The organism is Actinospica robiniae DSM 44927, from assembly GCF_000504285.1.
GTDB classification, from domain to species: domain Bacteria; phylum Actinomycetota; class Actinomycetes; order Streptomycetales; family Catenulisporaceae; genus Actinospica; species Actinospica robiniae.
This window is the reverse complement of sequence record NZ_KI632511.1, coordinates 3,133,788-3,157,779: the sequence shown is the minus strand read 5'-3', so window position 1 is coordinate 3,157,779 and position 23,992 is coordinate 3,133,788. Positions and strand designations below refer to the sequence as shown.

18 protein-coding genes are annotated in these 23,992 nt (G+C 70.1%); 9 read left to right on the top strand and 9 right to left on the bottom strand.

The genetic code is table 11. The features are described 5' to 3' along the window. Window positions 1-2: 2 nt before the first annotated feature. The 3 genes from ACTRO_RS13520 to ACTRO_RS13510 form a co-directional block, all read right to left on the bottom strand. On the bottom strand, window positions 3-608 hold the full coding sequence (locus tag ACTRO_RS13520) for a hypothetical protein (RefSeq protein ID WP_157436157.1): 606 nt from the start codon (window positions 606-608) through the stop codon (window positions 3-5). Between the two features lie 45 nt (window positions 609-653). Then, window positions 654-1,688 carry an LLM class flavin-dependent oxidoreductase gene (locus ACTRO_RS13515; RefSeq protein ID WP_034263462.1) on the bottom strand — a complete coding sequence of 345 codons (1,035 nt, stop codon included), beginning with the start codon at window positions 1,686-1,688 and terminating at the stop codon, window positions 654-656. Between the two features lie 91 nt (window positions 1,689-1,779). Further along, complete coding sequence (locus ACTRO_RS13510) at window positions 1,780-2,442, bottom strand: GNAT family N-acetyltransferase (protein ID WP_034263461.1); 663 nt, start codon at window positions 2,440-2,442, stop codon at window positions 1,780-1,782. Between the two features lie 154 nt (window positions 2,443-2,596). Between ACTRO_RS13510 and ACTRO_RS13505 the strand changes: the two genes are divergently transcribed. Together ACTRO_RS13505 and ACTRO_RS13500 are read left to right on the top strand one after the other, a co-directional pair. After that, window positions 2,597-5,233 (top strand): LuxR C-terminal-related transcriptional regulator, encoded by a 2,637-nt coding sequence (locus ACTRO_RS13505; protein ID WP_211244231.1) that lies wholly within the window; start codon window positions 2,597-2,599, stop codon window positions 5,231-5,233. 105 nt (window positions 5,234-5,338) lie between these two features. Beyond that, on the top strand, window positions 5,339-6,301 hold the full coding sequence (locus tag ACTRO_RS13500) for a hypothetical protein (protein WP_157436153.1): 963 nt from the start codon (window positions 5,339-5,341) through the stop codon (window positions 6,299-6,301). A 1,104-nt stretch (window positions 6,302-7,405) separates the two neighbouring features. On the opposite strand, the gene ACTRO_RS13495 is transcribed toward ACTRO_RS13500, so the two are convergent. From ACTRO_RS13495 to ACTRO_RS13485, 3 genes are all read right to left on the bottom strand, one after another. Then, the gene (locus ACTRO_RS13495; RefSeq protein ID WP_211244230.1) at window positions 7,406-8,674 is read right to left on the bottom strand and encodes an IS110 family RNA-guided transposase; all 1,269 of its coding nucleotides are present in this window, start codon (window positions 8,672-8,674) and stop codon (window positions 7,406-7,408) included. Window positions 8,675-9,340: 666 nt separating this feature from the next. After that, the gene (locus ACTRO_RS13490; protein WP_211244229.1) at window positions 9,341-10,552 is read right to left on the bottom strand and encodes a M20 metallopeptidase family protein; all 1,212 of its coding nucleotides are present in this window, start codon (window positions 10,550-10,552) and stop codon (window positions 9,341-9,343) included. 80 nt (window positions 10,553-10,632) lie between these two features. Further along, entirely contained in the window at window positions 10,633-11,679 is a 1,047-nt protein-coding gene (locus ACTRO_RS13485) for a sigma-70 family RNA polymerase sigma factor (protein ID WP_084316235.1), read from the bottom strand. Between the two features lie 127 nt (window positions 11,680-11,806). On the opposite strand from ACTRO_RS13485, the gene ACTRO_RS13480 reads away from it, so the two are divergent. Continuing rightward, window positions 11,807-13,285 carry a DHA2 family efflux MFS transporter permease subunit gene (locus ACTRO_RS13480; protein WP_245594371.1) on the top strand — a complete coding sequence of 493 codons (1,479 nt, stop codon included), beginning with the start codon at window positions 11,807-11,809 and terminating at the stop codon, window positions 13,283-13,285. A 269-nt stretch (window positions 13,286-13,554) separates the two neighbouring features. Further along, window positions 13,555-16,419 carry an RICIN domain-containing protein gene (locus ACTRO_RS13475; protein WP_034263458.1) on the top strand — a complete coding sequence of 955 codons (2,865 nt, stop codon included), beginning with the start codon at window positions 13,555-13,557 and terminating at the stop codon, window positions 16,417-16,419. Window positions 16,420-16,426: 7 nt separating this feature from the next. Here ACTRO_RS13475 and ACTRO_RS13470 read toward each other — a convergent pair whose 3' ends face one another. Next, on the bottom strand, window positions 16,427-16,987 hold the full coding sequence (locus tag ACTRO_RS13470) for a transglutaminase-like domain-containing protein (RefSeq protein ID WP_051450787.1): 561 nt from the start codon (window positions 16,985-16,987) through the stop codon (window positions 16,427-16,429). A gap of 122 nt (window positions 16,988-17,109) precedes the next feature. Here ACTRO_RS13470 and ACTRO_RS13465 point away from each other — a divergent pair, with 122 nt between their 5' ends. After that, window positions 17,110-18,294: an RNA polymerase sigma factor gene (locus ACTRO_RS13465; protein WP_034263457.1), complete on the top strand. Its 1,185-nt coding sequence runs from the start codon at window positions 17,110-17,112 to the stop codon at window positions 18,292-18,294. 4 nt (window positions 18,295-18,298) lie between these two features. On the opposite strand, the gene ACTRO_RS13460 is transcribed toward ACTRO_RS13465, so the two are convergent. Then, window positions 18,299-19,000: an HAD family hydrolase gene (locus ACTRO_RS13460; protein ID WP_342673726.1), complete on the bottom strand. Its 702-nt coding sequence runs from the start codon at window positions 18,998-19,000 to the stop codon at window positions 18,299-18,301. Window positions 19,001-19,188: 188 nt separating this feature from the next. Here ACTRO_RS13460 and ACTRO_RS13455 point away from each other — a divergent pair, with 188 nt between their 5' ends. Next, entirely contained in the window at window positions 19,189-20,691 is a 1,503-nt protein-coding gene (locus tag ACTRO_RS13455; RefSeq protein ID WP_063627993.1) for an MFS transporter, read from the top strand. Window positions 20,692-20,729: 38 nt separating this feature from the next. Here the strand turns inward: ACTRO_RS13455 and phoU are convergent, their stop codons facing one another. Next, window positions 20,730-21,380 carry a phosphate signaling complex protein PhoU gene (gene phoU, locus ACTRO_RS13450; protein ID WP_034263455.1) on the bottom strand — a complete coding sequence of 217 codons (651 nt, stop codon included), beginning with the start codon at window positions 21,378-21,380 and terminating at the stop codon, window positions 20,730-20,732. 59 nt (window positions 21,381-21,439) lie between these two features. Here phoU and ACTRO_RS13445 point away from each other — a divergent pair, with 59 nt between their 5' ends. The 3 genes from ACTRO_RS13445 to ACTRO_RS13435 are packed head-to-tail and all read left to right on the top strand — an operon-like array spanning window position 21,440 to window position 23,971. Next, entirely contained in the window at window positions 21,440-22,312 is an 873-nt protein-coding gene (locus ACTRO_RS13445) for a helix-turn-helix domain-containing protein (RefSeq protein WP_051450786.1), read from the top strand. Window positions 22,313-22,317: 5 nt separating this feature from the next. Next, window positions 22,318-23,190: an alpha/beta fold hydrolase gene (locus ACTRO_RS13440; protein ID WP_157436151.1), complete on the top strand. Its 873-nt coding sequence runs from the start codon at window positions 22,318-22,320 to the stop codon at window positions 23,188-23,190. Further along, window positions 23,180-23,971, top strand: coding sequence for a class I SAM-dependent methyltransferase (locus tag ACTRO_RS13435; RefSeq protein WP_034263454.1), 792 nt, complete (start codon window positions 23,180-23,182; stop codon window positions 23,969-23,971). Before ACTRO_RS13440 ends, ACTRO_RS13435 begins: the two co-directional genes overlap by 11 nt. Window positions 23,972-23,992 lie beyond the last annotated feature (21 nt).

Here is a 23,992-nt window from a genome sequence, read left to right as displayed (position 1 = left end):
TTTCAGGTCGACTGAGGCGGCCGGCGATCGGGGCCGTGATGGGGCATGCGGTCCTCGGACCGCAGCGCGAGAGCGTCGATCGCCTCCGCGGCCCCGGCGCACCAGACGTGGGTGCCGTCCGTCCAGTCGAAATGGAGTACCGCGCAGTCGGGGAAGTCCTTGCGCCGGGCCGGGATCGGCATGCCGTCCACGATGACCTCGCTCGCACGTTCGGGTGTCCGCTCGTCCTCTTCGCGGGCCGCGAACGTGCGAGTGCGGGACTCGTCCCGGCTGGGCGTCGGCCGACGGGGGCCGCCGCGGTCGCGCTCGTTCTCCCGAGTCGTGCGGAAGTTGAGAAGGGTCACCATCGTGCTCTCCACCGTGAGGATGACCGGCGGCGGATCGGCCGGCGGACGCACGGTGCGCACCTGAAGCCAAGTGCCGCGCTCGGCGTCCCGATACCGCGCCTGCGCGCTGTAAGGCAGGTCGTTCTCGTGCTGGTTTCCCCACGAAACTGTGGTTCCCGGCGGGACCGCGGCCGCGCAGGCGATCGGGCCCGGATACGCCTCCGTCAGGGCCCTGAGCATCTCCCGCCGTCGTTCCCACTCGGGATCATCCTGATGCATCATGGTTTCAGCGTACATCAGGGCTCGACTATACTGCGCCCGGCGCGCTCACCGCCATCCCAGCGCCGGCGCGACGTGCTGCAGGATCCCGTCGATGACGTGGGCGTTGTACGCGACGCCGAGCTGGTTCGGGACGGTCAGCAGCAGCGTGTCGGCGGCCGCGACAGCCTCATCCCGGCGCAGCTGCTCGACCAGCTTGTCCGGCTCGGCCGCGTAGCTGCGGCCGAAGATCGCCTGGGTCTGCGGGTCGATGTAGCCGACCTGGTCCTCGTCCTCGCCTCGCCCGCCGAAGTACATCCGGTCCTGGGCGTCGAGCAGCGGGAAGATGCTGCGGCTCACGCTCACCCGCGGCTCGCGTTCGTGGCCGGCCGCGGCCCAGGCGTCCCGGAAGGCCTGGATGTGCTCGGCCTGGGTGACGTGGAACGGCGTTCCGTGGCCGCTCGCCGAGTCGTTCGCGACCAGCGTGGAGCTCTGCAGGTTCATCCCCTGCTCGGCTGCCCACTGCGCAGTCGCGCGGGACGCGGCGCCCCACCAGATGCGCTCCCGCAGGCCCGCGGAGTGCGGCTCGACCCGCAGCAGCCCCGGCGGGTTCGGGAACATCGGCCGCGGGTTCGGCTTGGCGAAGCCCTGGCCTCCAAGTACGTCGAGGAAGACCCGCGCGTGCTCGCGGGCCATGTCCGCTTCGTCCTGGCCCTCCGCCGGCTGGTAGCCGAAGTAGCGCCAGCCGTCGATCACCTGTTCGGGTGATCCCCGGCTGATGCCGAGCTGCAGTCGCCCGCCCGCGAGGAGGTCGGCGGCGCCCGCGTCCTCCGCCATGTACAGCGGATTCTCGTAACGCATGTCGATGACGGCGGTGCCGATCTCGATCCGCGAGGTCCGCGCGCCGATCGCCGCGAGCAGCGGGAACGGCGAGCCGAGCTGGTTGGCGAAGTGGTGCACTCGGAAGTAGGCGCCGTCCGCGCCCAGCTCCTCGGCCGCCTCCGCGAGCTCGACCGACTGCAGCAGGCTGTCCGCGGCAGATCGCACCTGCGATCCCGGCCCATCCGACCAGTGCCCGAACGAGAGAAAACCGATGCGCTTCACAAGATCACCCAACGCCTGAGGGCGCTGGGACATTCCACAGCTCGTGCCGGCTGCCACGCTGCCACGGACCGCCCGCTGACCTGCCCTGTTCTCAGACGTTGACGGTGTTGCCGGCGATCACCACATCCGCGATGCGGGCCCAGCCGAGCCTGGAGTACAGCTGCTGCCCATCAGGGCTGGCGATCAGCAGCCCGGTATGTGCGCCGCGCGCCAGCGCTTCAGCCGCCAGCATGCCCATCACCACGCTGCCCAGACCGCGTCGCCGGTGGCCGGGCATGGTCTCTATTCGGTCCGGGACGGCATCGTCGCCGGCGATGCCGAGCTGGCCGCGGGCCGCGAGCTCACCGGCTCGGTCGTAGATCTCGACGGCGACGGCGGAACCGTCGGCTTTCACGTCGCTGGTGTATTCCGAATCGAGCGGCTTGAGCGGCTGCTCGGTCAGGTCGACGCCCATGAACCACTCTTCCCGCTGAAGCAGCACGAGGCCGGTCGCTTCGATGGCCTCCGACGTCTGCGCGAGGTGCCTGGTCGCCGCCGTCAGCCAGGTGCGCTCCGATTTGGCGAGCACCTGCGCCGCGAGGCGGGAGACGGACGGCGGGTCGTCGTCGGCGTGCAGAGTGAAGACCTCGAACTCGCGGTTGGGCTGCTTGCAGTTGATCCACAGCCCGTCATCGGCCGGCTCCGCTTCGGGTAGGTGCCGGGAAGCGCACCAGCCCTGAAACCAACGGCGGATCAGGTCTTCGAGGTTCTCCATTCGCTCATTCAAGCAAAGCGCGGTGACAGGGTCGGCGGCCGCGTCCTGAGTTGCCTCGTCACGGCCCGGGGCGTGCGGAAAAGCCGTACCATTCCAGCTGCCGCCCGGCGGTGGGCCCAGCGGCTCGTTTCGGGCGTGGGCGCGGGAGTCTGTCGTGGATGTGCTGTCCCTGTGGCCGTTGACCGCCCGTGCGCCGGAGTTGGGCGCGTTCAGCCGGGTTTGGGGCACCGCTCGAGGGCGGTCCGTGGTCGTGTTCGGCGCGCCGGGCGTCGGCAAGACCCGGCTGGCCGAGGAGTTCCTCGCGCAGGCCGTGCGGGGCGGGGCGCCGCAGGGCCGGGCCACGGCATCGGCGGCCGCGGCCCGGGTGCCGTTGGGCGCGATCGCGCACCTGCTGCCGACCGGCGTGGATCTGGCCGATCCGGTACGCGGCTTCGCACAGGTCGCGAGCGTCCTCGGCGGGTCGGGCCGGGCCCGCGTGGTGATGATCGATGACTTGCACTGGCTGGACGCGGCCTCCGCGATCCTGCTGCGGCAGTTGCTCGACGCCGGCTCGATCCGGCTGATCGGCACGGCGCGTGCCGGGGAGCCGGTCAACGAGGCGGTTCAGCTGCTGTGTACGGACGACGCGGTGTGCCGGATCGACCTCGCGGCGTTCGATCTGCACCAGGTCGAGCAGGTGGTGCGGGCCGCGCTCGGCGGCGCGGTGGGTCGGCACACGGTGCGCAGGCTGTACGACTCGAGCGGTGGCAATGCCCTGTATCTACGGGAGCTCGTCTCCGGCGCGCTGACGGCGGGCGCGTTGACCGGCGATGGCGAGATCTGGGAACTGGCCGAAGGGCGGATGGCCGGGACCCCGCGCCTGGTCGAGCTGATCGGTGCGCGACTGCAGGCCGCCGGGCCGCGTGGCCGAGCCGTCCTCGAGCTGCTGGCGTTGTGCGAGCCGGTGCCGTTGGCCGACGCCGAGGCCGTGGCCGGGATGGACGTGCTTCTCGACCTGGAGTCGGCCGGACTGATCCGCACCCGGACCGACCGCGGCGGTACGGAGGTGTCGCTGGCGCACCCCCTGTACGCCGAGGTGATCCGTGCCGGCCTCGCGCCGCTGCGCAGCCGGAGAATCCTGCTGGAGCAGGCGGATCGGGTCCGGTCCGGCGGCGCCGCGCACGGCTTGGACACCCGCCGGATCGCGGCGTGGCAGCTCGAGGCGACCGGTCACGCCGAGCCCGCCCTGCTCATCGAAGCGGCCGCGCTGGCCCGCCACGCCCACGACTACGTGCAGGCGCGCAGCCTGCTTCAGGCGCTGGGCGAGAACGACCACACGACGTCCACCCGCGTCATGCTCGGCGAGGTGCTGTGGCAGCTCGGCGACGCGGCGCAGGCCGACGCGGTCCTCGCCGCGGCCGCGTCCGCCGCGACCGACGAGCAGGGGTTCCTCGCCGTCACGATGGCGCGCGCGGCCAACCGCTTCTGGGGCGAAGGCGACCACCGCGGCACCTTCGAGCTCTTCGAATCGGCTCGGCAACGCGTCGTCGACCCGGCCTGTCTCAAGAGCCTGCGTCACGTTGAGGGCACGATGCGCATCAGCGCCGGCGATCCCCGGCGCGGCCTGGAGCTGCTCGAGGATCTCGCTGAGGACGTCGCGGACTCCGACGACCCGGTCGCCTGGTTGAACGCGGCCTCGGCCATCCCGGCCGGGCTCTCCCACGTCGGGCGCACCACCGAGGCCTTGGCCTGGGCCGAGCGCGCTTACCGGGCCCATCAAGGGATCGCGGGCCAGGTGCTCTTCGCCCACCCGGCGTCGCAGCTGATCTCCGGGGTCGTCGCGCTGACCGCCGCGGGACGCTTCGACCAGGCGCGCGCGACAGCGGAGGAGGCGATCAGCCAACTGGACGAGGCGCACGCGCCGGCCATCCGCGTCTGGATGATCGTCTATCTCGGCTACCTCGAGCTGCTGGCCGGCCGAGTCGCGGACGCGCGCCGCTGGTTCGCGGAGGTCGCCGCCCTGGCCCGCGCGCTCGCCGGCACCAGCGCGATGAACCTGGCTCTGGTCGGCCTGGCGCTTTCCGCGGCGTTGCTCGGCGACGTCGAGGCCGCCGAAACGGCCACTGCCGAGGCGAACGCGTACCCGACTCAGAATGCTTACGTTCATTGGAACACGCTCGCCGCGGCCTGGCTGCACACTGCTCGCCGCGACGCGCCGTCCACGAGCCGCGCACTGCTGATCGACGCGGCCAAGCGGGCACGTGCCAGTGGCCTGATATTTGGTGAGGCGCTTCTGCTCACCGACTCAGCGCGCTTGGGTGATGCCGCGCAGGCAGCTCCCCGGCTCGCACAGATCGCAGAGGTCTTTGACGGCGCGCTCGTCCCGGCCCTCGCGCACCTGGCTGCCGCGTTGGCTGCCGACGAGCCGACTGCGTTGCTCGCCGCCGCAAACGAGGCCGCCGCGCTCGGCGCAGATCTGCTGGCGGCGGAGGCCGCCACTGCGGCATCAGCCGCGTATGCGAGATCGGGCGACTCCCGCCGTGCCGCGGCAGCCGCCCAGGAAGCTCGCCGTCACTTGGAACGATGCGGCATCGACCGGCCACGCACCCCGCTGCTCCAGGCATCACAGGCCATTGCGTCGCTCACCGAGCGCGAACGCGAGATCGCCCAGATGGCCGCGCACGGCATATCCAGCCGAGACATCGCCGAGGCACTGCACGTGTCGGTGCGTACCGTGCAGAACCACCTGCAGCGCACCTACGCCAAGTTGGGCGTCAGCAGCCGTGGAGAGCTGACCCGCGCGCTCGGCTGACCTCGCCGCGACCTCGCCACGCAATTGAGTACGGGTTACTCACGACGAGACGGTCCGGGAGCGGAACGCTGGCTGGGCATATTCGTACCGCAGGAGGGGACTGCCGTGCATCACAACTCAGTGCATCACAAGAGAACTACAGTGCTCGCGACGGCGATCGCGACCGCGATCGCGTTCACCACGGCGACCGGCACCAGCCAAGCCGCGACCACGACCGTGACCGGCCGGATCCGCGTCCCGTGGACCGAGCAGACCGTGTTCGCGCTCAGCCCGACCGACAGCTACGTGACCGAGTGGATGGGTCTGAGCTCCGGCTGGACCGTCATCGGCGGCCCGGCCAGCCGCGTGTACGCCGGGTCCGCGGGGGTGTTCGCGACCGACCCGAGCTCGGGCGACATCTGGGAGTACAGCGGCACGCCGAACAGCTGGACCGAGATCGGCGGGCCCGGCAAGGAGTTCGCCGAAGGCGGCGGCCATCTCTACGGCCTCGGCCCCAACGGCGCCTACGTGGCCGAGTGGAACGGGACGCCCGGCAGCTGGACCGTCATCGGCGGGACCGCCCAGGACATCTACGCGGGCACCGACGGCGTGATCGCGACAGCCCAGTCGACCAACTCGTCCGGTGACGTCTGGCACTACAACGGCACGCCGGGGGATTGGTCCGACATCGGCGGCCACGGCTGGGATTTCGCCGTCGGCAACGGGGTGATATACCGCGCGGATGACAACCTCACCAGCGTCTCCGAATGGACGAGCGGCACGACCTGGACCCCGATCCTGACCACCGGCAAGGACATCATCAACCTCGTCGGTGGCGATCAGGGCGTATACGTGTACGACTACAGCACGGCCGGCAACCAGATCTTCGAGTACGCCGGCACCCCGAACACCTGGTCGCTGATCGCCTCCGGAACCGGCCCGTTCCCGGAGGTCGAGAGCGCGACGAGCCTGTACGGCGTGGTCGAGGGCCCGACCGGCCCGACGAGCGTCGACCAGTACTCGGGCACCGGTACCAGCTGGACCGTCATCGGCGGCCCCGCGGACCCCAACCTCGCCGCAGGGGACTGATACTTCTGCGAATTGATGATCAGCTGAGTGCTCGTGGGGGCGTAGTGCCTTGTCGGGTCGGGGTCGTCGTCGGGGTGTGGGCGGCCGCTTCGCGTCGCCCGGGTTCGTTTCCACCCGCCCACCCGTTGCGTTGGTGGGGCGGCCCGCGGTTTCAAGATCAAAGGCGCCGCTGGCGGGCCCTTCCTCGGAGAGAGTGCCGGGTTCTGTGGGGTGGTGTGGTTGGTGGGGCGGCCTGGGGTTTTGGGTGGTGGGGTTGCGGGTGTGTGCTCTCTCCTCGGTCGGTCCCCGGAGGCAATCAGGGACCTGCCGGGAGGTCAAGTGGCGGTGGCTTTGGTTGGTGGTGAATCCTGCAGCGTGCCGCTTGACCTCCCGGCAGGTCCCTGATCGGGCTTCGCCTGCCCGACCGAGGAGAGAGCCCACCCCCTGGGGGAGTGGTGCGAGCTGCGCTCGGGCCGGATCCCGTCCGGTGGTCGGGTCGTGCTCGATGCGGAAGAATCCTGCATCGTCGTGGCCCTGCCATCCCGATCCTTGATCCGTGCGAGGGCATCGGCGTCTGGTTCGCACTTGCTGCTGAATCCTGCACCGCTTTGGTGCGACCGGCCTCGATCCCTGGCCTCGCGGCAGAATCCCGCAGGCCGGCCCCGTTCGATGCGGAAGGATTCAGCATCGCCCTGATCCGGTCCACCCCGTGCTCACAACTGCACAGGATCGCGTGGCCCGGTCGCACCCCGAAGGGAAATCGTGCGCCGCCTTGAGCCACACTTCTGACGCCATCTGCCCAGCCACTCCGTCCTTTACCCCTCCGGTCACGAGCCCTGACAACCTCGTACGTTTCCATGCTAAACGCCGCTACCGACAAAAGACGCGTATCCGGCCTTTGCTGGTTAAGGAAAATCGAGGATATTTCCGGGGAACTCGGGCGCGTTCCCCCGCGTTGAAGTAGGAGAGAAGAGGAGAACGGACCAGAACGGCGATGCAGGATTCTTCCGCACGGAGCGCGACCGGGCCACGGGATGGGACTCGGCCCGAGCGCAGCTCGCACCACTTCCTGACACGAAGATGAACGTAACGTGCAGGTCGGAGCGGGGTCGGGTTGGTTCCGGGTCAGGCTTCGATCGGGTCAAAGCGGACGGTTAGGCCCAGGGCGTTGGCCTGGCGGGTGATCTGGCGGATCGTTCGTTGGGGGTCGCGTCGGGTCAGGGCATCGGCGCCGAGTTCGTGGAAGGGGATGTGGTCGTGCAGGATGTGCCAGATCGCGATGACGATTTTGTGCATGACGGCGACCAGGGCGCGCTGGTTGCCGCGGCGGGAGGCTAGGCGCCGGTAGTAGGCGGCGTAGTAGGTGTCCTTCTGTTTGATCGCCGCCATGGCCGCGACGCCTAGGATCCGTTTGAGGTTGGCGTTGCCGCGGCGGATGTGCGCGGACTTGTTGACCCCTGCGGACTCGTTCATCCCGGGGCACACCCCGATCCAGGAGGAGAGGTGTTTGGGGGTGGAGAAGTAGGCCATGTCCCCGCCGGTCTCCGAGATGATCACCTGGGCGGCGTTCAGGGCGATGCCGGGGATGGTGTCGAGGTTGGCCAGGTCCCGCTCGCGCTGTGCGGTCCGCAGCAGGTCGGCGATCCACCCGTCCAGTTCGGCGATCAGACCGGCCAAGTGGTCGATCTGGGCCAGGAAGTGGGTGCACATGCGGGCGTGGTGGTCGGTGAACGTGCCGTCCAGGGCCTCGATCAGGGCGGGGATCTTCTTGCGGGCGCCGGCCACCGCGAGGTCGGCCAGCCCGGCCGGGTCGCGTTCCCCGTTGATCAGGGCGGCCAGGACCCTTCGGGAGCTGACCCCGGTCACGTCGGTCAGGACCGAGGTCAGTTTCATCCCAGTGTCCTCCAGCTCTTTTTCCAACCGGTTGATCTCCCTGGCGCGTTCCGTGGCCAGTTCGGTGCGCCGGCGGGTCACCTCCCTCAGTTCCCGTACCACGCGCTCGGGCACGAAGGAGGCCATCACCATCCCGGAGGCCGCCGCCCTCGCCAGGAACGCCGCGTCCGACGGATCGGACTTGCGCCCCTTGATCCCGCGCATGTGCGCCGGGTTGACCAGCATCAGGTTCAGCCCGGCGTCCTGGAGCGGGTAGAACACGCACCGCCAGTAATCCGACGTGGCCTCGAGCGCGACCACCTCCACCGCGCGCTCGAGGAGCCAGGATGCCAGCCGCCGCATCTCGCCGGGAACCGTGTCGAACCGCTCGGTCTCCAACGCCCAGGTGCCCGACCGGCGCGGATTGGGCGTGCGCACGCACACCACCACGAACCGCTTGCCGACATCCACACCCGCCGCGCGCAGATAGAGAACCTCGTCGTGCACGACCGTCTTCGCCACCGTCGCACCCACTTTCCCAGACCAATCGAAGGGGGTGGGCCGCCCACAGGGCCTTGAGAGGTAACTATCCTGACACACGTGCTCCCGCCGAGCCGCCACTGGCGGTCGGCCTGACACAAACCGCAATACCACGCAGGCCCATGCACCATTCTCAGGGTCGAGATCAAAGCAACAAGGAAAGATCGGCGTATCGGGCGGCCCAGACACATCTTCCCCCACCCGCAGAGCGAGCGCAGCCCCCTGATCTCTCAGGGGGTGTGCTCTCTCCTCGGTCGGGCAGGCGAAGCCCGATCAGGGTTCTGTCGGGAGGTCAAGCGGCGCGATGCACAATCGACCATCAGTGAAAACCTCCGCCGCTTGACCTCCCGGCAGGTTCCTGATTGCCTCCGGGGACCGACCGAGGAGAGAGCACACCCCCGGCACCCGACCACCCCGAACCCCAGCCCGCCCCACAAACGACAGCACCCGAAGGACCCCGGCATTCTCTCCGAGGAAGGGCCCCAGCCGGAGGCGAGATCTTGGAACCCCAGCCCTCCCCGCCGACGCGACGGGTGGGCGGGTGGTCAGACAAACCGGGCGACGCGAAGCGGCCGCCCACAGCCCGACGACCACCCGACCCGACAAGCCACCACGCCCCACCAGCACCCAGCCGATCATCAAGTCGCTCTAGGCGCGGCGGCCGTCCGCCACGTCGGCCGACAGGGTCGCCAGTCGGTCGGTCAGCAGGCCGGACATCGCGCGCACGCCGTGGCCGATCGCACGCTCGTCCGCGGCGAAGTCGGGGGTGTGCGGTGCGCCGTTAATCCCCGACTCGGCGTCCGCGACGCCGAGATAGAACTGCGCGCCGGGCGCCTGGTGCAGGAAGAGCGCGAAGTCCTCGCAGTTGAACGGCCAGGACGCCCCACACCAGGCCACTGACTCGGGGCCGAGCGCCGCGCTCAGGTAGCGGCCGGCCGCCGTGCTCAGCTCGGCCGAGTTCACCATGGCGGGGAACGGATCACCGGGGAACTCGACGTGCCCGCCTACGGCCGCGGCGATCTGCTCGACCTGCTGGCGCAGCTCGGTATGCAGTTCCTGAGGCCAGACTCGCAGGATCACGTTGGGGATGGGCTGCGCGCCCTCTGGCTGCTCGGTCCACTGGGCGACGCAGATCGACTCCTGGATCGACGCGGCGATCTCCGGGTCCAGGACAGCGCGGAAGCGGGAGTTGTACTCGTCGATGCTCCGCGGGAAGACGACCGTGCCGAGTTTGTCCACCTCGGCCGCGACGGCGGCGGCCGCCGCGTCGTCACCGGCCGGCAGGATGATCCGCATGTGGTCGAGTCCGGGCAGGCCGTAACCCGGGGACACCGTGATGGTGCCGGCGGGGAACGGCGCGCAGTGCACCGCGTAGAACTCGCTCGGCGCGTGCTTCTGCACCAAGCCGGTCTCCAGCATCGCCCGCGCGCCCTGCAGGTTCTCCTCGGCCGGCTGGAAGACGAACACCAGCCGCCCGCGCAGCGACTCAGTGTTCTGCGCTAGGGTCCGCGCGACGCCGATGCCGATCGCGGTGTGCAGATCATGGCCGCACAGGTGCGCGACGCCGGGGACGCGTGAGGCGAAGCCGTCGTCGAAAGTCCGGTCCGAGAGCGGGAAGGGCAGCACGTTCGTTTGCGCATCGACGGCGTCCATGTCCGCCCGGTACCCCACCGTCGGTCCTGCCGAGGCATCGAGCACTGCGACGATCCCGTGCCCGCCGACGCCGGTCGTCACCTCGAGACCGGCTGCCCGCAACTGCTCGGCGACCAACCCGGCCGTCTCCCGCTCCTCGCCGGCGAGCTCGGGACGGCTGTGGATCTCGCGGCGCAGCGCGATCAGGTCCTCGTCAAGATTCGTCACCGGGACATCTTGGGCCGAACCCATAGTCCTTCGCATCATCATTTTCAGCAGGTCGTCCTCGCGCGGGGACCCGAGGATGATCAGGCTTCGATCTCCAGCGGCAGCCCGGCCAGGCCGACCAGGCTCGGCGTCCGGAAGGCCGACACCTTCGCGATCCGGTTGCCACGGAAGGTGATGACCTGCAGCGAGCCGGCGGACAGCGTGCCCGCCTGCGCGTCCGCGGCCACCCGGTAGACCGCGAACGCGGGCTGGCCGTTGGCTGACGTCGGGATCATCCGCTGGTACCGGCCGAACTGCCGCAGCCGGAACGAAAGCAGCCGCCGCATCATCTCAGCCCCCTGGAACCACATCGGCTGCGGCGGCATCTCCCAGATCGCGTCCTCGGTCAACAGTTCCATGAGCGCGTCGATGTCCGCGTCCACGAAGGCCTTGGCCCAGCGGTCGAGAATCTCGCGCTGTTCGGCTTGGCTCGGCTCACATACGTCGTCGGCGTCCGGAGCGACGTCGGCCAGCCGGGTGCGGGCGCGTCTAAGGAGGCTGTTGACGGCCGTGTCGGTCAGGCCGAGCAGCTGCGCGACCTCGGCGGTGCGCCAGGCCAGCACGTCGCGCAGGATCAGGACGGCACGCTGCCGGGGCGGCAGCCACTGCAGCGCGGCGACGAGGGCGAGGCGCAGACCGGCCCGCGCGGCGACGACGGACGCCGGGTCGGCGGCCGACGCGTCGACGGCGAGCAGGGAGTCGGGAAGCGGCTGCAGCCAGAGGATCTCCGGCGGCACCGCGCTCAGATCGCCCTCCGGCTCGCTGCTCGGAGCGCCGATCCCGGTCGGCAGCGGTCGCCGCGCGCGATGTTCGAGGGCTGTCAGACAGGCGTTGGTGGCGATGCGGTACAGCCAGGTCCGCAGCGACGCCCGGCCCTCGAAACGGTCGTAGGACCGCCAGCCCCGCAAGTAGGTCTCCTGCACGAGATCCTCGGCGTCGTGGATGGACCCCAGCATGCGGTAGCACAGGGCGAGGATCTCCGGCCGGTAGGGAGCCGCCAGCGCCTCGAACTCGTCCTCGGGCCGCTCTCGCGCCCGGCCGCCGTTCACCGGCGCGACCGTCCCGGATTCATCCGTCACGGTGGTCATTCTCGCTACCTCCCATGTTCGAGGGCGCCTGCCGGATCGGGCCCTTCTTGGTACTGACTCGCCCCGAGCCGGAGAATGGTCGGTGAAAAAGCGACGTTTTCCCGGGCCGGGCGCGGTCAGTACCGACATGAACACCGCAGTGGACGAGAAGTCCCCGATGACGTCGGCACAACGCTGGATCCTGGCCCTCACCTCGTCGGCCGCCTTCATGATCGCGCTCGACGGCACCATCGTCACCACCGCCCTGACCACCATCAAGCGAAGCCTGGCCGCGTCCGTCGAATCGCTGGAATGGACCGTCAGCGCCTACATCCTCACCTTCGCGGTCCTCATGCTGCCGGCGTCGGCGTTGGGCGACCGCTTCGGGCGCCGCAAGACCTTCCTCGCCGGCCTGGTCCTGTTCACCGGATCCTCGGCGGCCTGCGGCCTGTCGCAGACCATTGCGGAGCTGATCGCGGCCCGGGCCGTGCAGGGCGTCGGGGCGGCCGTCATCATGCCGCTGGCCGTCGCCCAGCTCGGCGCCGCGTTCCCGCCCCGGGAACGCGGCCGCGCCATGGGTATCTCGGCAGGCATCATCGGGCTGGCGACCGCCAGCGGGCCCTTCGTGGGCGGCGTCGTGGCCCAGGGCCTGGCCTGGCAGTGGCTGTTCCGCGTCAACGTCCCGGTGGGCGTCGCCGTCATCGCGGGCGTCGTCCTGAAGATGCGGGAGACACACGGCCCGCAGGCGCGTCTCGACCTCGTCGGCGCCGTCCTCACGACACTGGGCGCGCTCGGACTGGTGTGGGCCCTTGTCCGCGGCGACAGCGTGGGCTGGACGTCAGGGCAGACGATCGGGGCACTGGCCGGCGGGGTGGTGCTGATCGTCGCGTTCGTCCTCTGGGAACGCCGCACCGCCGCCCCGATGATCCCGATGCGCTTGTTCACCCATCGCGCCTTCTCGGCGGCGAACGTCGCGAGTTTCGCACTGACCGCGGCGATGTACGGGCTGCTGTTCTTCCTGGCGCAGTATTTCCAGACGGTTCTGCACTGCGGGGCGATGGCGGCGGGGGCCAGGATGGTGCCCTTCTCGGCGACGCTGCTCGTCTTCGGCCCGGTCTCCGGGCGCCTGGCCGACCGGGTCGGGGAGCGCCATCTCGTCGCGGGCGGTCTGGCCCTGGTGGCGGCCGGCCTGACCGCGATCGCGCTGCAGGCCGGGCCGCAGGGCTCGTATACGGCCATGCTACCGGCGCTGATCGCCGCCGGCGCGGGCATCTCGACGGTGATCCCGCCGGTGCAGAAGGCGGTGGTCGGCGCGGTGCAGCCACACGAGATCGGCCAGGCGTCCGGCGTCTTTAGCATGCTGCGACAGTCGGGTGCTTTGTTCGGCACGGCGCTGAGCGTCGCCGTTTTCGCGGCCTCGGGCAGCTATGTCTCGGCGCGGAGCTTCTCAGACGGATTCACGACGGCGATGGGTGTTTCGGCGGCGGTCGCCGGCATCGGCGCTCTCGTGGCGCTGTTGATACCGAATCAGAAGTATGCGATCGGTGCGGTGAATGCGATCGGTGCAGTCGGCCCCGGTGCGACACAGGGCTCCAAGGCCACCGCGATGACCACTCGCGGCTCCTGAGCCGGTCCACGCTGCTCAGGGCTCAGCGGCCCGCTTCCTCGGCCACGTCCCGGTTCCCGCACCGGACGCGGCCGAGGAAGCGGGCCGCCGCATGTGCTTGACGCCGCGGCGCAACGATGCCTCAATGAGAGCATTACATCGTTGTATTCAGCTGATCTAACAACGAACCGGACTTGTACTGATCTCTCGTCCTGCCCGCTACGCGGTGCGTTGCCTCAATGAGGGTTTTACATCGTTGTATCGGGCTGTCCAGGCACTGGAGCCCACTCATGCCTTTGTCTCGTCGTACCCTGATCGTCCGGAGCGCGCTGTCCGCCGCCGCGCTGTCCGCCGGGCCCGCCCTGCGCGCTTCCACCGCCTCCGCCGCCGCCGGGTCGCTCGTCCCGGCCCGCGGCGGGCTCTACCCGCCCAACGCCTCGCCGCTCTCGCCCACCGCGCTGCTGCGGCTGCCGCCCGGCGCGGTCACCCCGGCCGGCTGGCTCGCCGGCCAGCTGCAACTCGAGCTCCAAGGCCTGTGCGGCCGGTACCAGGACACCTCCCACTTCCTGGCCACCGCCACCACCGGCTGGCTCAACCCCTCGCAGATCGGCTGGGAGGAGGTGCCCTACTGGCTGCGCGGCTACGGCGATCTCGGCTACGTCACGGGCGACGCGACAACGTTGTCAAAGTCCGCTTCGTGGATCCAGGGGATCCTCGCGACACAGGCCTCTGACGGCTTCTTCGGGCCGACCTCGCTGCGCACCTCGCTCAACGGCGGCCCGGACTTCTGGCCGTACATGCCGCTGCTCCAAGCGTTGCGCACGCACGAGGAGTACACCGGCGACTCCCGCGTCATCCCCGCGATGACCGCGTTCTTCAAGTACATGAACGCGCAATCCGGCTCGGTGTTCAGCACGAGCTGGATCTCGTACCGCGTCGCCGACGGCCTCGACAGCATCTTCTGGCTCTACAACCGGACCGGCGACGCGTTCCTGCTCACGCTCGCCGACACCATGCACACGCACAGCGCGAACTGGCTGAACAACCTGCCCACGCCGCACAACGTCAATCTGGCGCAGGGTTTCCGCGAGCCGGCCGTGTACGCGCAGCGCTCGGGCCAGTCCGCCCAGACGCAGGACTCGTACACGAACTACACCTCGATCATGAACACGTTCGGCCAGTTCCCCGGCGGAGGCTTCGCCGGAGACGAGAACTGCCGCCCCGGCTACGTGGATCCCCGACAGGGCTTCGAGACGTGCGGCATCGTCGAACTGATGGCGAGCCACGAGCTGCTCAACCGGCTCACCGGTGATCCCGTGTGGGCCGACCGCTGCGAGCAGCTGGCGTTCAACCTGCTGCCGGCCGCGCTCGACCCGTGGGGCAAGGGCGTCCACTACATCACCTCGGCGAACAGCATCGATCTGTCGAACACGGCGAAGACCCACGGCCAGTTCAGCAACACGTTCGCGATGCAGGCCTACATGCCCGGCGTCGACCAGTACCGCTGCTGCCCGCACAACTACGGCATGGGCTGGCCGTACTTCACCGAGGAGCTGTGGGCCGCCACCCCCGACAACGGACTGTGCGCGGCTATGTACGGACCCTGTTCCGTCACTGCCAAGGTGGCCGGCGGCACGTCCGTGACCATCGCCGAGAGCACGGGATATCCGTTCACCGACACGATCACCCTGACCGTCACTCTCGCCGCGCCGACCGCGTTCCCGCTGTACCTGCGCGTGCCCGGCTGGTGCTCCTCGCCGACGATCACGGTCAACGGCACGCGGGTCAGCGCACCCGCCGGCCCGGCTTACACCTCCCTCTCGCGCACGTGGAGCAACGGCGACACGGTGAGCATCCAGTTCCCGTCCGCCCCGGCCGTCACGACCTGGGCCGGCAACGGTGGGTCCATCTCGGTCTCGAACGGCGCGCTGGACTACTCCCTGCAGATGGGCGAGAGCTACGTCCAGTTCGCCGGAACCACCGAGTTCCCGGAGTACGAGGTACACGCCACCTCCGCCTGGAACTACGCGCTCGCGCTGCCTTCCGCGAATCCGGCCGGCGCGCTGCACTTCAACGCCGCCGGAGGCTCGGTGCCGTCGAGCCCGTTCACCCAGCAGACCGTCCCGGTGAGCATCACCGCGCCCGCTGCCCAGTTGCCGGGCTGGACGGCGGATGATCAGAGCACGGTGACGCCGCTCGACTCCGGACCGATCCAGGCGGCCTCCACCGGGAACGTGACGCTCATCCCCATGGGTGCGGCCCGCCTGCGCATCACCGCGTTTCCGGCGGCCGCCGCCACCGGCGCCGCGTGGACCGAGGCCGGCGGCTGGTTCCGGCTCCGCAACGCGAACAGCGGGCTGGTCCTCGGCGTCTCGAACATGTCCTGGACCAACAGCGCCCAGGTCGTCCAGTTCGACGACAACGGCACCGCCGACCACCTGTGGCAGTTCATTGACAACGGCGACGGCAACGTCCGGATTCGCAACGCCGACAGCGGTCTGGTGCTGGGGGTCTCCGGCATGTCCACGTCGAACTCGGCGAACGTCGTCCAGTTCGCCGACAGCGGGACCCTCGACCATGTCTGGTCCCTGATCGACAACGGCGACGGCCGGCTGCGCGTCCGCAACGCCGACAGCGGCCTCGTGCTCGGCGTCGCGGGCATGGCGACCTCCGACTCGGCGAGCGTGGTGCAGTACGCCGACAACGGCTCCGCCGACCATATCTGGACCCTGATCCCGGACGGCCCGGTCCGGATCATGAACAAGAACAGCGGCCTCGTCCTCGGCGTGTCGAACATGTCGACCGCGGATTCGGCCCAGGTCGTCCAGTTCGACGACAGCGGCACCGCGGACCACCAGTGGACCTTCGTGAGCGATCCGAGCGGCTGGTGGAAGATCCAGAATCGTAACTCGAGCAAGGTCCTGGGCGTGTCCAACATGTCCACGTCCGCCTCCGCGGCCGTCGTCCAGTTCACGGACAACGGCACGGCCGATCACCTGTGGCGCCTGCGGCCTGGCGCCGGCCCCTGGTTCCGCATCCAGAACGACAACAGCGGCCTCGTCCTGGGCGTCTCGAACATGTCGACCGCGGATTCGGCCCAGGTGGTCCAGTACACCGACAACGGAACCGCCGACCACCTGTGGCGGATCCTATAGCCGGTTTTCAGCCGACTTCGATGGAAAGGTCGCTATACAGGTAGTCGAAGTTCGCGACATCGGGCTGTGCCTTGGACAGGCAGATCGCGAGATCGTCCGGCACGGAGGCGTAGACGACCCGCGCGGACGGCGCGTCCGGGTAGACCAGGCGCTCGTCCGCCGGCGTCGTCGCGAACCCAGCGGCCGGGCTGCGTGGGTCGAGCCTGACCCAGCCCGCCGGCCAGTGCACCGCCACCAGACCGTGCATCGCGGTGAGCATCTGGTAGCACAGGCCGGTCGGGATCCCCTCGGCCCGCAGCAGCGCCGTGAGCAGGTGCGCCTGCCCGTGGCAGATCGAGCTGCCGGCCGCCAGCACGTCCGAAGCGCGGTACGCCGCGCTCCACCGCCCGAGGTCGTAAGAGTGCTCGATCTCGTCCCTGACATAGGCGAACACCGCCGCCGCGGTCTGCTCCGCGTCCGCGCGCCGCAGCCGCCCGGCGAGCTCGCGGATCGCCGCGTGGCCGTGGTCGATGATCTCGTCTTCGGCGAGGTAGTCGGAGAAGTCCTCGGACTGCGGCGTCAGTGTCATCGAACCATGATTCCATGCCGAAGGTCGGGGCATCGCCGGAACTGATGAAGAGCGGTTCCGGCTGCCTCGCGGGGGTGGAGCGGTCATGCATGTGCGGCTTCGGCTTGCTAGGGTGCTGCGCCATGGACGGAGTCAAGGTCGGCGGGGCTGGTGAATGGGCCCGGGCCGGCTTCGGCGCGTTCTTCGCTGAGCAGCGCCGCGAGGTCGGGCTGTTGGCGCAGCGGCTGTGCGGAAGGCGGGACGTCGCCGAGGAGATCGCGGCGGACGCGTTCGCCGAGGCGTGGCGCCGGTGGGAGGAGCTGACCGCCTCCGGGGCGCCCCAGGCGGCCATGGGCGAGATCGTGGAGCGGCTCGTGCACGACCGGGCCGACCGGGCCGCCCGCCGCGCGCGGCAGCCGCAGGGCGGCGACGCCGCCGACAGCGGCGCGGGCGAGCCGGACGGCGAACGGGTGCGCGCGCTGCTGGCCGAACGCCTGGCCCTGATACCCCCGCAGGACGCGCCGACCGTCGTCATCGCCAAAATCGTCGACGCCGGTCCGGCCGGGAGCCACGCGGCGAAGGCCGGGCTCGCCGCCAAGCTCCGCCGGCCCGCTCCGATCGCCGGCGCCCTCGGCGTGGTCGTGCTCGTGGCGGCTGGAGCGATCGCGATGTCCGGTTCGGGCGGCGCTCCCGCACCGGCGGAGCACTCGACGCTCTCGGCCGCACAGCCCGGCGCGGCCGAGGTAGCCGTGAGCGACAGTGCTTCGCCGTCGGCTTCAGCAGCCAGTCCGAGCCGTTCCGCCAGTGCCACGGCGACGATGTCCGCGACACCCTCCGCCAGCCCGTCGGCCAGTCCGTCCGCCTCGTTGCGGGCTTCTGCCACGCCCTCGGCCGCCTCCTCGTCATCGAAAGCTGTGATCGCCTCCAGCACGCCCACGGTCACCTTGCTGACGGCGTCCGCGTCAGCCTCCGGCGAAGGCCGGAACAACACGTGGAGCGGGCTGGAAGTCGTCACCTCGGTCAAGCAGACACTCAGTGCGCTGACGATCACGATCACTGTCGCCGACTGCAGCGGACTGTCCCAAGCCGAGTCGTGGAACTCCGGCGCGGGCGGCGCGTTCGACCAGACGACCACGAGGAACGCGGACGGCTCGCTGACCTACGTGTTCCAGCTCAATCCGGGGCAGCAGGTCCAGCCGGGCAACATCGACTTCTCGGCCGACTTCCGGCACGACGCGCAGGCCTGGACCGCGTCCGCCGACAGCTACTCCATCGTCGCCCAGGCGGCCGGCTCCAGCGCCACGACGAGGCTCGCCGGCGGCTTCTGACGGCTCAGCCCAGCAGGTCCAGGACCGCGGCGAGGACGTCGGGCCGCTCGTCGACCGGGATGGGCGCGACGTGGTGCAAGACGCAGCCGAGCGCCGTCGCCCCGCCGTCCTTGCTCGGGTTGTCGCCGACCATCACCGTCTCCGGGCCGGTGCTGCCGAGGGCGTCGAGGGCTACCTGGAACAGCGCGGGGTCCGGCTTCTCCACGCCGTGCTCGTAGGACAGCACGAACACGTCGATCAGCTTGTCCAGCCCGAAGTGCACGAACACGGGCCGCATGTCCCAGCCGATGTTGCTGACCACCGCCACCGGTATGCCCCGCCGCCGCAGCTCCTCGAGGGTCGGCTCGGCGTCCGGGTAGGGCCGCCACATCTCCGGCTCCATGTGCAGGTCGTACAGGACGCGCGCCAAGGCCGGGTCCGGGATGCCCGAGAGGTGCGTGAGCCCCTCGTAAGCCGCGCGATGACTCTCCGCGGTCAAGTCGCGCCGGTCCCACGACCGCTGCATCTCGGCACTCATCTGTCTCGGCTCGGGGCCGCCCGGCATCGCTCCGTTCACCAGGAGGCGCTCGGCCAGCGCGTCGCGCTCCGGCGCGGGCAGCTCGAGACCCAGGCGGGCGAGGCCGGCGTCGAGCCACGTACCGGTGGGTTCGCAGCGGAGAAGGGTCTGCGAGAAGTCGAACATCACGGCTTTGATCACGGCCCCCATTGTGGCATCGCGATCGGAGCGCGTCGTCACTGACCGTAAGTTCATCCTCCGTTAACCGGACGTACCCCTGAAATATGCAGTCACACTGGCATCCGTTTCCCGTCTGGACGCAGCGTGTTCATCGTTAGGCCGAATTCCGGCGCGCGCCGCGCGTCGGTCATCGACGCATGATGGGATGGCTAAGGCTCATGGCGGAGTCGACCACGCCTGGCATCACCGCTGCTCTGGACGAGGCGCCGCTCAGCCGGTTCCATCGCCGGGCGGTGCTCACCTCGGGAATGGGATTTTTCACCGACGCTTACGACCTGTTCATCGTCGGGGCGGCGAGCACGCTGATCGCGGCCCAGTGGAACCTGAGCACGGCGCAGACCGGCCTGATCAACTCCATCTCGCTGCTCGCCGCGTTCCTCGGCGCGTTCTTCTTCGGCCGGGTCGCGGACCTCGCCGGACGCAAGCGCACCTACGGGCTGCTGGCGATCCTCATGGTCGTCGGCGCGCTGGCCTCGGCGTTCGCGCCGAGCCTGGCCTGGCTGCTGGCCGCGCGGTTCGTGCTGGGCGTCGGCGTGGGCGGCGACTACCCGGTCTCGGCGGTGCTGATGACCGAGTACTCCAACCGCAGCAACCGCGGCAAGCTGGTCGGTCTGGTCTTCTCGATGCAGGCCCTGGGCACCATGGCGGGTTACGCGGCGGGCCTGATCCTGCTCGGCACCGGCGTGGACCACGGCCTGGTCTGGCGCCTGCTGCTCGGCTTCGGCGCCATCCCGGCCGCCTGCGTGATCTACCTGCGGCACAAGATGCCGGAATCCCCGCGCTTCACCGCGCAGGTGCGCGGGGACGGCGCGGCGGCGGCCGCCCACCTGAGCTCCTACACCGACGGCGCGGTGCTCGCGAGCGGCGCTGCCGAGGCGGGGCCGGCCGCCGGCACGTCGCGCCTGTCCTCGCTGCTCCGCAACCGCCGCCACCTGCGCACCCTGCTCGGCACGGCCGGCGCCTGGTTCGTGTTCGACTACGCCTACTACGGCAACTCGGTCTCGGCGCCGCTGATCGTCAAGAGCGTGCTCGGCGGCGGCACCCACTCGCTGACCCAGACGCTCGGGCTGAACCTGATCGTCTTCACCGTCGCGGCGGCGCCCGGCTACTACCTGGCGACCGTCTACATGGACCGGATCGGTCACCGCCGGCTTCAGTTGATCGGCTTCACCTTCATGGGGCTGGCGTTCCTGCTGATCGGCGTGATCCCGGGGATCACCACGATGGTGCTGCCGTTCCTGATCCTGTTCGGCATCAGCTACTTCTTCGCCGAGTTCGGGCCGAACACCACCACGTTCGTGATGGGCGCGGAGGTCTTCCCGACCGCGGTGCGCTCCACCGCCCACGGCATCGCCTCCGGGTTCGCCAAGGTCGGCGCGTTCATCGGCGTCTTCCTGTTCCCGGTGATCCAGCGCAACCTCGGCACGGCCGGCGCGCTGGAGCTCTCGGCCGGGTTCTCGCTGCTGGGCGTGCTGCTGACGCTGCTGGTGCCGGAGACGGCCGGGCGCAGCCTGGACGAGATCAGCGCCGAGCCGGCGGCGGCCACTCCGGTCGCGGCCACTGCCGACGCGGTCACCCCCGACGCTCCCACCCCGGCCGTCGTCGCCGCGGCCGAGAAGATCGCCGTCGAGGGCGCGCGCGAGCAGAGCATCGGGATTTAATCGGGATTTGAGGCCGTCCCCCGCGACGACCAGGCGGCCTACGCCTGGTCGTCCCACGGCTCGCCGGTGCCGAGGAACCCGACCCGGCGGGCCACCGACACGGCGTGGTCGGCGAAGCGCTCGTAATAACGGCTGAGCAGCGTCACGTCGATGGCCGTCTGGACCGCGTAGGGCTGGTCCGCGCTCAGCAGCGCGGTGAACACGCCGCGGTGCAGGCGGTCGACGGCGTCGTCCTGCGCGTCGAGCCGGTCCGCGGCGCCGGTGTCCCTGGTCTCGATGATCTGCGCGCACTTCTGCGCCAGCTCGGCGCCGAGGCCGCCCATGCGCGCGAAGGTGCCACGCAGCTCGTCCGGGACCGCGTGGTCCGGGAACCGCATCCGGGCGACGGTCGCGATGTGCCGGGCCAGATCACCCATCCGCTCCAGGTCCGCGCTCATCCGCAGCGAGGTGACCAACGCGCGCAGGTCGCGCGCCCGCGGCTGCTGGAGGGCGAGCGCGTCGGGGGTGTGCACGTCGAGCTGGCGGTAGAGCGCGTCGATCGCCCGGTCGCCCGAGATGACCGACTCGGCCAGGCGCAGATCCGCTTCGAGCAGTGCCTCAGTGGCCTGGGACAGCGCCTGGCCGGCCAGTCTGGCCATCTCCGCCAGGGCGTCGCCGGCGTCGGCGAGATCATAGGAGGCGTCATGCATGGCGCTAGTCTCCCAGACCGCGGCGGGTGCGTCGGGGACGGCGCCCGTAGCATGAAGGTATGCGGACTCTCATACCGGTTCGTATCGGCCCGGCCGTGGTGGACGTGGCGGTGCCGCCGGGACCTTCGCCTGCGCTGCCGGGCGTCCGGATGGCCGGGTTCCGGGGCTGCGCGCACAGCACGCTCGATCTGCAGGTGGTGCCCTACCCGGAGTTGACGCTGTTCGTCGACTTCGGCGACGCACTGCTCGTCGACGACGCCAGCGGGCGGCAGCAGCGCGGCACCATCGTGGTCGGGCTCGGGCCGGGCAGCGTCCGCGGCAGCGCGCGGGAGGCCGACTGCCTGCAGATCCGGCTCTCGCCGCCGGTCGCGCACGCGGTGTTCGGCGGCTCCTCGGAGTTGGGCGGAACGGTCACGGGCTTGGACGATCTGTGGGGGAGTGAGGCCGCGCGCTTCCAGGAGCAGTTGCGTGAGGCCGGGTCGTGGGAGGGGCGCTTCGCGCTCGCGCAGGCCATGCTCGCGCGGCGCTGCGAAGCGGGGCGGAGGCTTGATCCGGAGGTCGGCTTCGTCTGGCGGCGGATGATGGGCACCGGCGGGCAGACGCGGGTCGAGTATCTCGCCGACGAGGTCGGCTGGAGCCGTAAGCGCCTGTGGTCGCGGTTCCGGACGCAGGTGGGCCTCACGCCCAAGCAGGCCGCGAAGCTCATCCGCTTCGACAGCGCGGTGCGCCGGCTCGCGGCCGGGCACAGCGCCGCGTCGGCCGCCGCGGACGGCGGGTTCGTCGATCAGTCGCACCTGAGCCGTGACGTGAAGGATTTCACCGGGATGACGCCGGCGGCCGTCGCGCACGCGTCGTGGCTCGCCGTCGACGACATCGCCTGGCCGACACGGAACATTTCTCCAAGACCTCAGGCGCCGCTGCGGCGACGCTGAGAGGCGTGAAGAAAACTGACGAACGGTCTGCGCGCGAGCAGGTCGTGCAGCTCGACGACAGCGACGTGTACGTCGTCGAACACGGTGACCCGGCCGCGCCCGCCCTGGTGCTGATCCACGGGACCATGGTCTCCGCGGTGTGCTGGGAACCGGTGATGCCCGCCTTGGCGAGAGACTTCCACGTGATCGCCGTCGATCTGCCCGGCTGCGGGCGGTCGACGACGGCTGTCGGCGGGCTCGACGTGCCCGCCCAGGCGCGCCGGGTGGGCGAGGTCCTGGATCGGCTCGGCGTGCGGCCGGTGACGGCGATCGGGCACTCCTCCGGCTGCCTGGTGGCCACCTCGCTCGCCGAGCAGCGGCCCGACGCCCTCGATGCCCTGGTGCTGATCGACATGGGCCCCGATCTGACCGCCGAGTACCCCGAGAGCCCTGTCGCCGGCCTGATCTTCCTGCCGATCGTGGGCGCTCTGCTCTGGCGGCTGCGGACCGAGTCCGCCTTGCGCAGCGCCGCGAGGTCCGGCTTCACCCTCCCGGTCGAGATCCCCGGCGTCCTCATCGAGCACCTCATGCGGGTGACCCGCCGGGACTTCATGGGCATGACGCGCGGATCGCGCGACTTCCTCACCCGGCGAAGCCTTCCGGACCGGATCGCGCCGCTGGGCCTGCCGCTGCTGGTGGTCTTCGGCACCGAGGACCGTCGCTGGCGCGTCTCCAGCGCGGATGCCTACCGCGGAGTCCCGGGAGCGCGCACCGACCTGCTCGAGGGCGTGGGCCACACGCCGATGATGGAGGACCCTGATAGGACCGTTCCGCTCCTGCTCGACTTCCTCGAGTCCGTCCGGGCAGGGGAAAAGGAGTCGGATATCAATGCTCGGTGACACTTCTTCGGGGACGACGACGGCGCCGTCGCCCCGACGCCGCGGCGATTATGGCGTCGACGGCGACTTCGAAACGGTCTCGCCACGCGGCCAACTCGTTGTCGTCGGCGCGATCGTCGCCGCGCTCGCGGCGTTGACGGCGGTGCTGGCCACCGTCGCCGATGCGCCCGCGTTCGCCGTGATTCCCGGCATCTTGGCAGTCGCGCTCGTCCTTGGCGTCACCTCTTACATCCACACCACTCGCGTCGGGAAGTTCGTGGTCTGGTCCCGAGTGCTCGGTGATCTACAGTTGCGCGGCGACGAAGAAGTGCTCGATCTCGGCTGCGGCCGCGGCGCGCTGCTGACGATGGTCGCTGAGTTGCTGCCGAACGGACGCGCAGTCGGCATCGATCTGTGGCATGCGGACCAGACCGGCAACAGCCCCGAGGCGACCCTCCGCAATGCCGCCCTCGAGGGCGTAGCCGACCGCGTCGAGGTGCGCACGGGAGACGTGACCCGGCTGCCCTTCGACGACGACAGCTTCGACCTCGTCATCAGCAACCTGGTCCTGCACAACATCCCGTCGGCGGCAGCGAGGCAGGCCGCGATCGACGAGGCCGTCCGTGTACTGCGGCCCGGCGGCCGCATCGTGATCGGCGATTTGATGCACACGAAGCACTACCGCGCACGCCTGCTCGAACTAGGGTTGACCGACCTGAGCCGGCGGGATCTCGGGTGGCACATGTGGTGGGGTGCGCCCTTCTTCCCGACCCGGCTCGTCACGGGCTGGTACCGCCGGTGATGACGGGAAGGCTATGGCCCC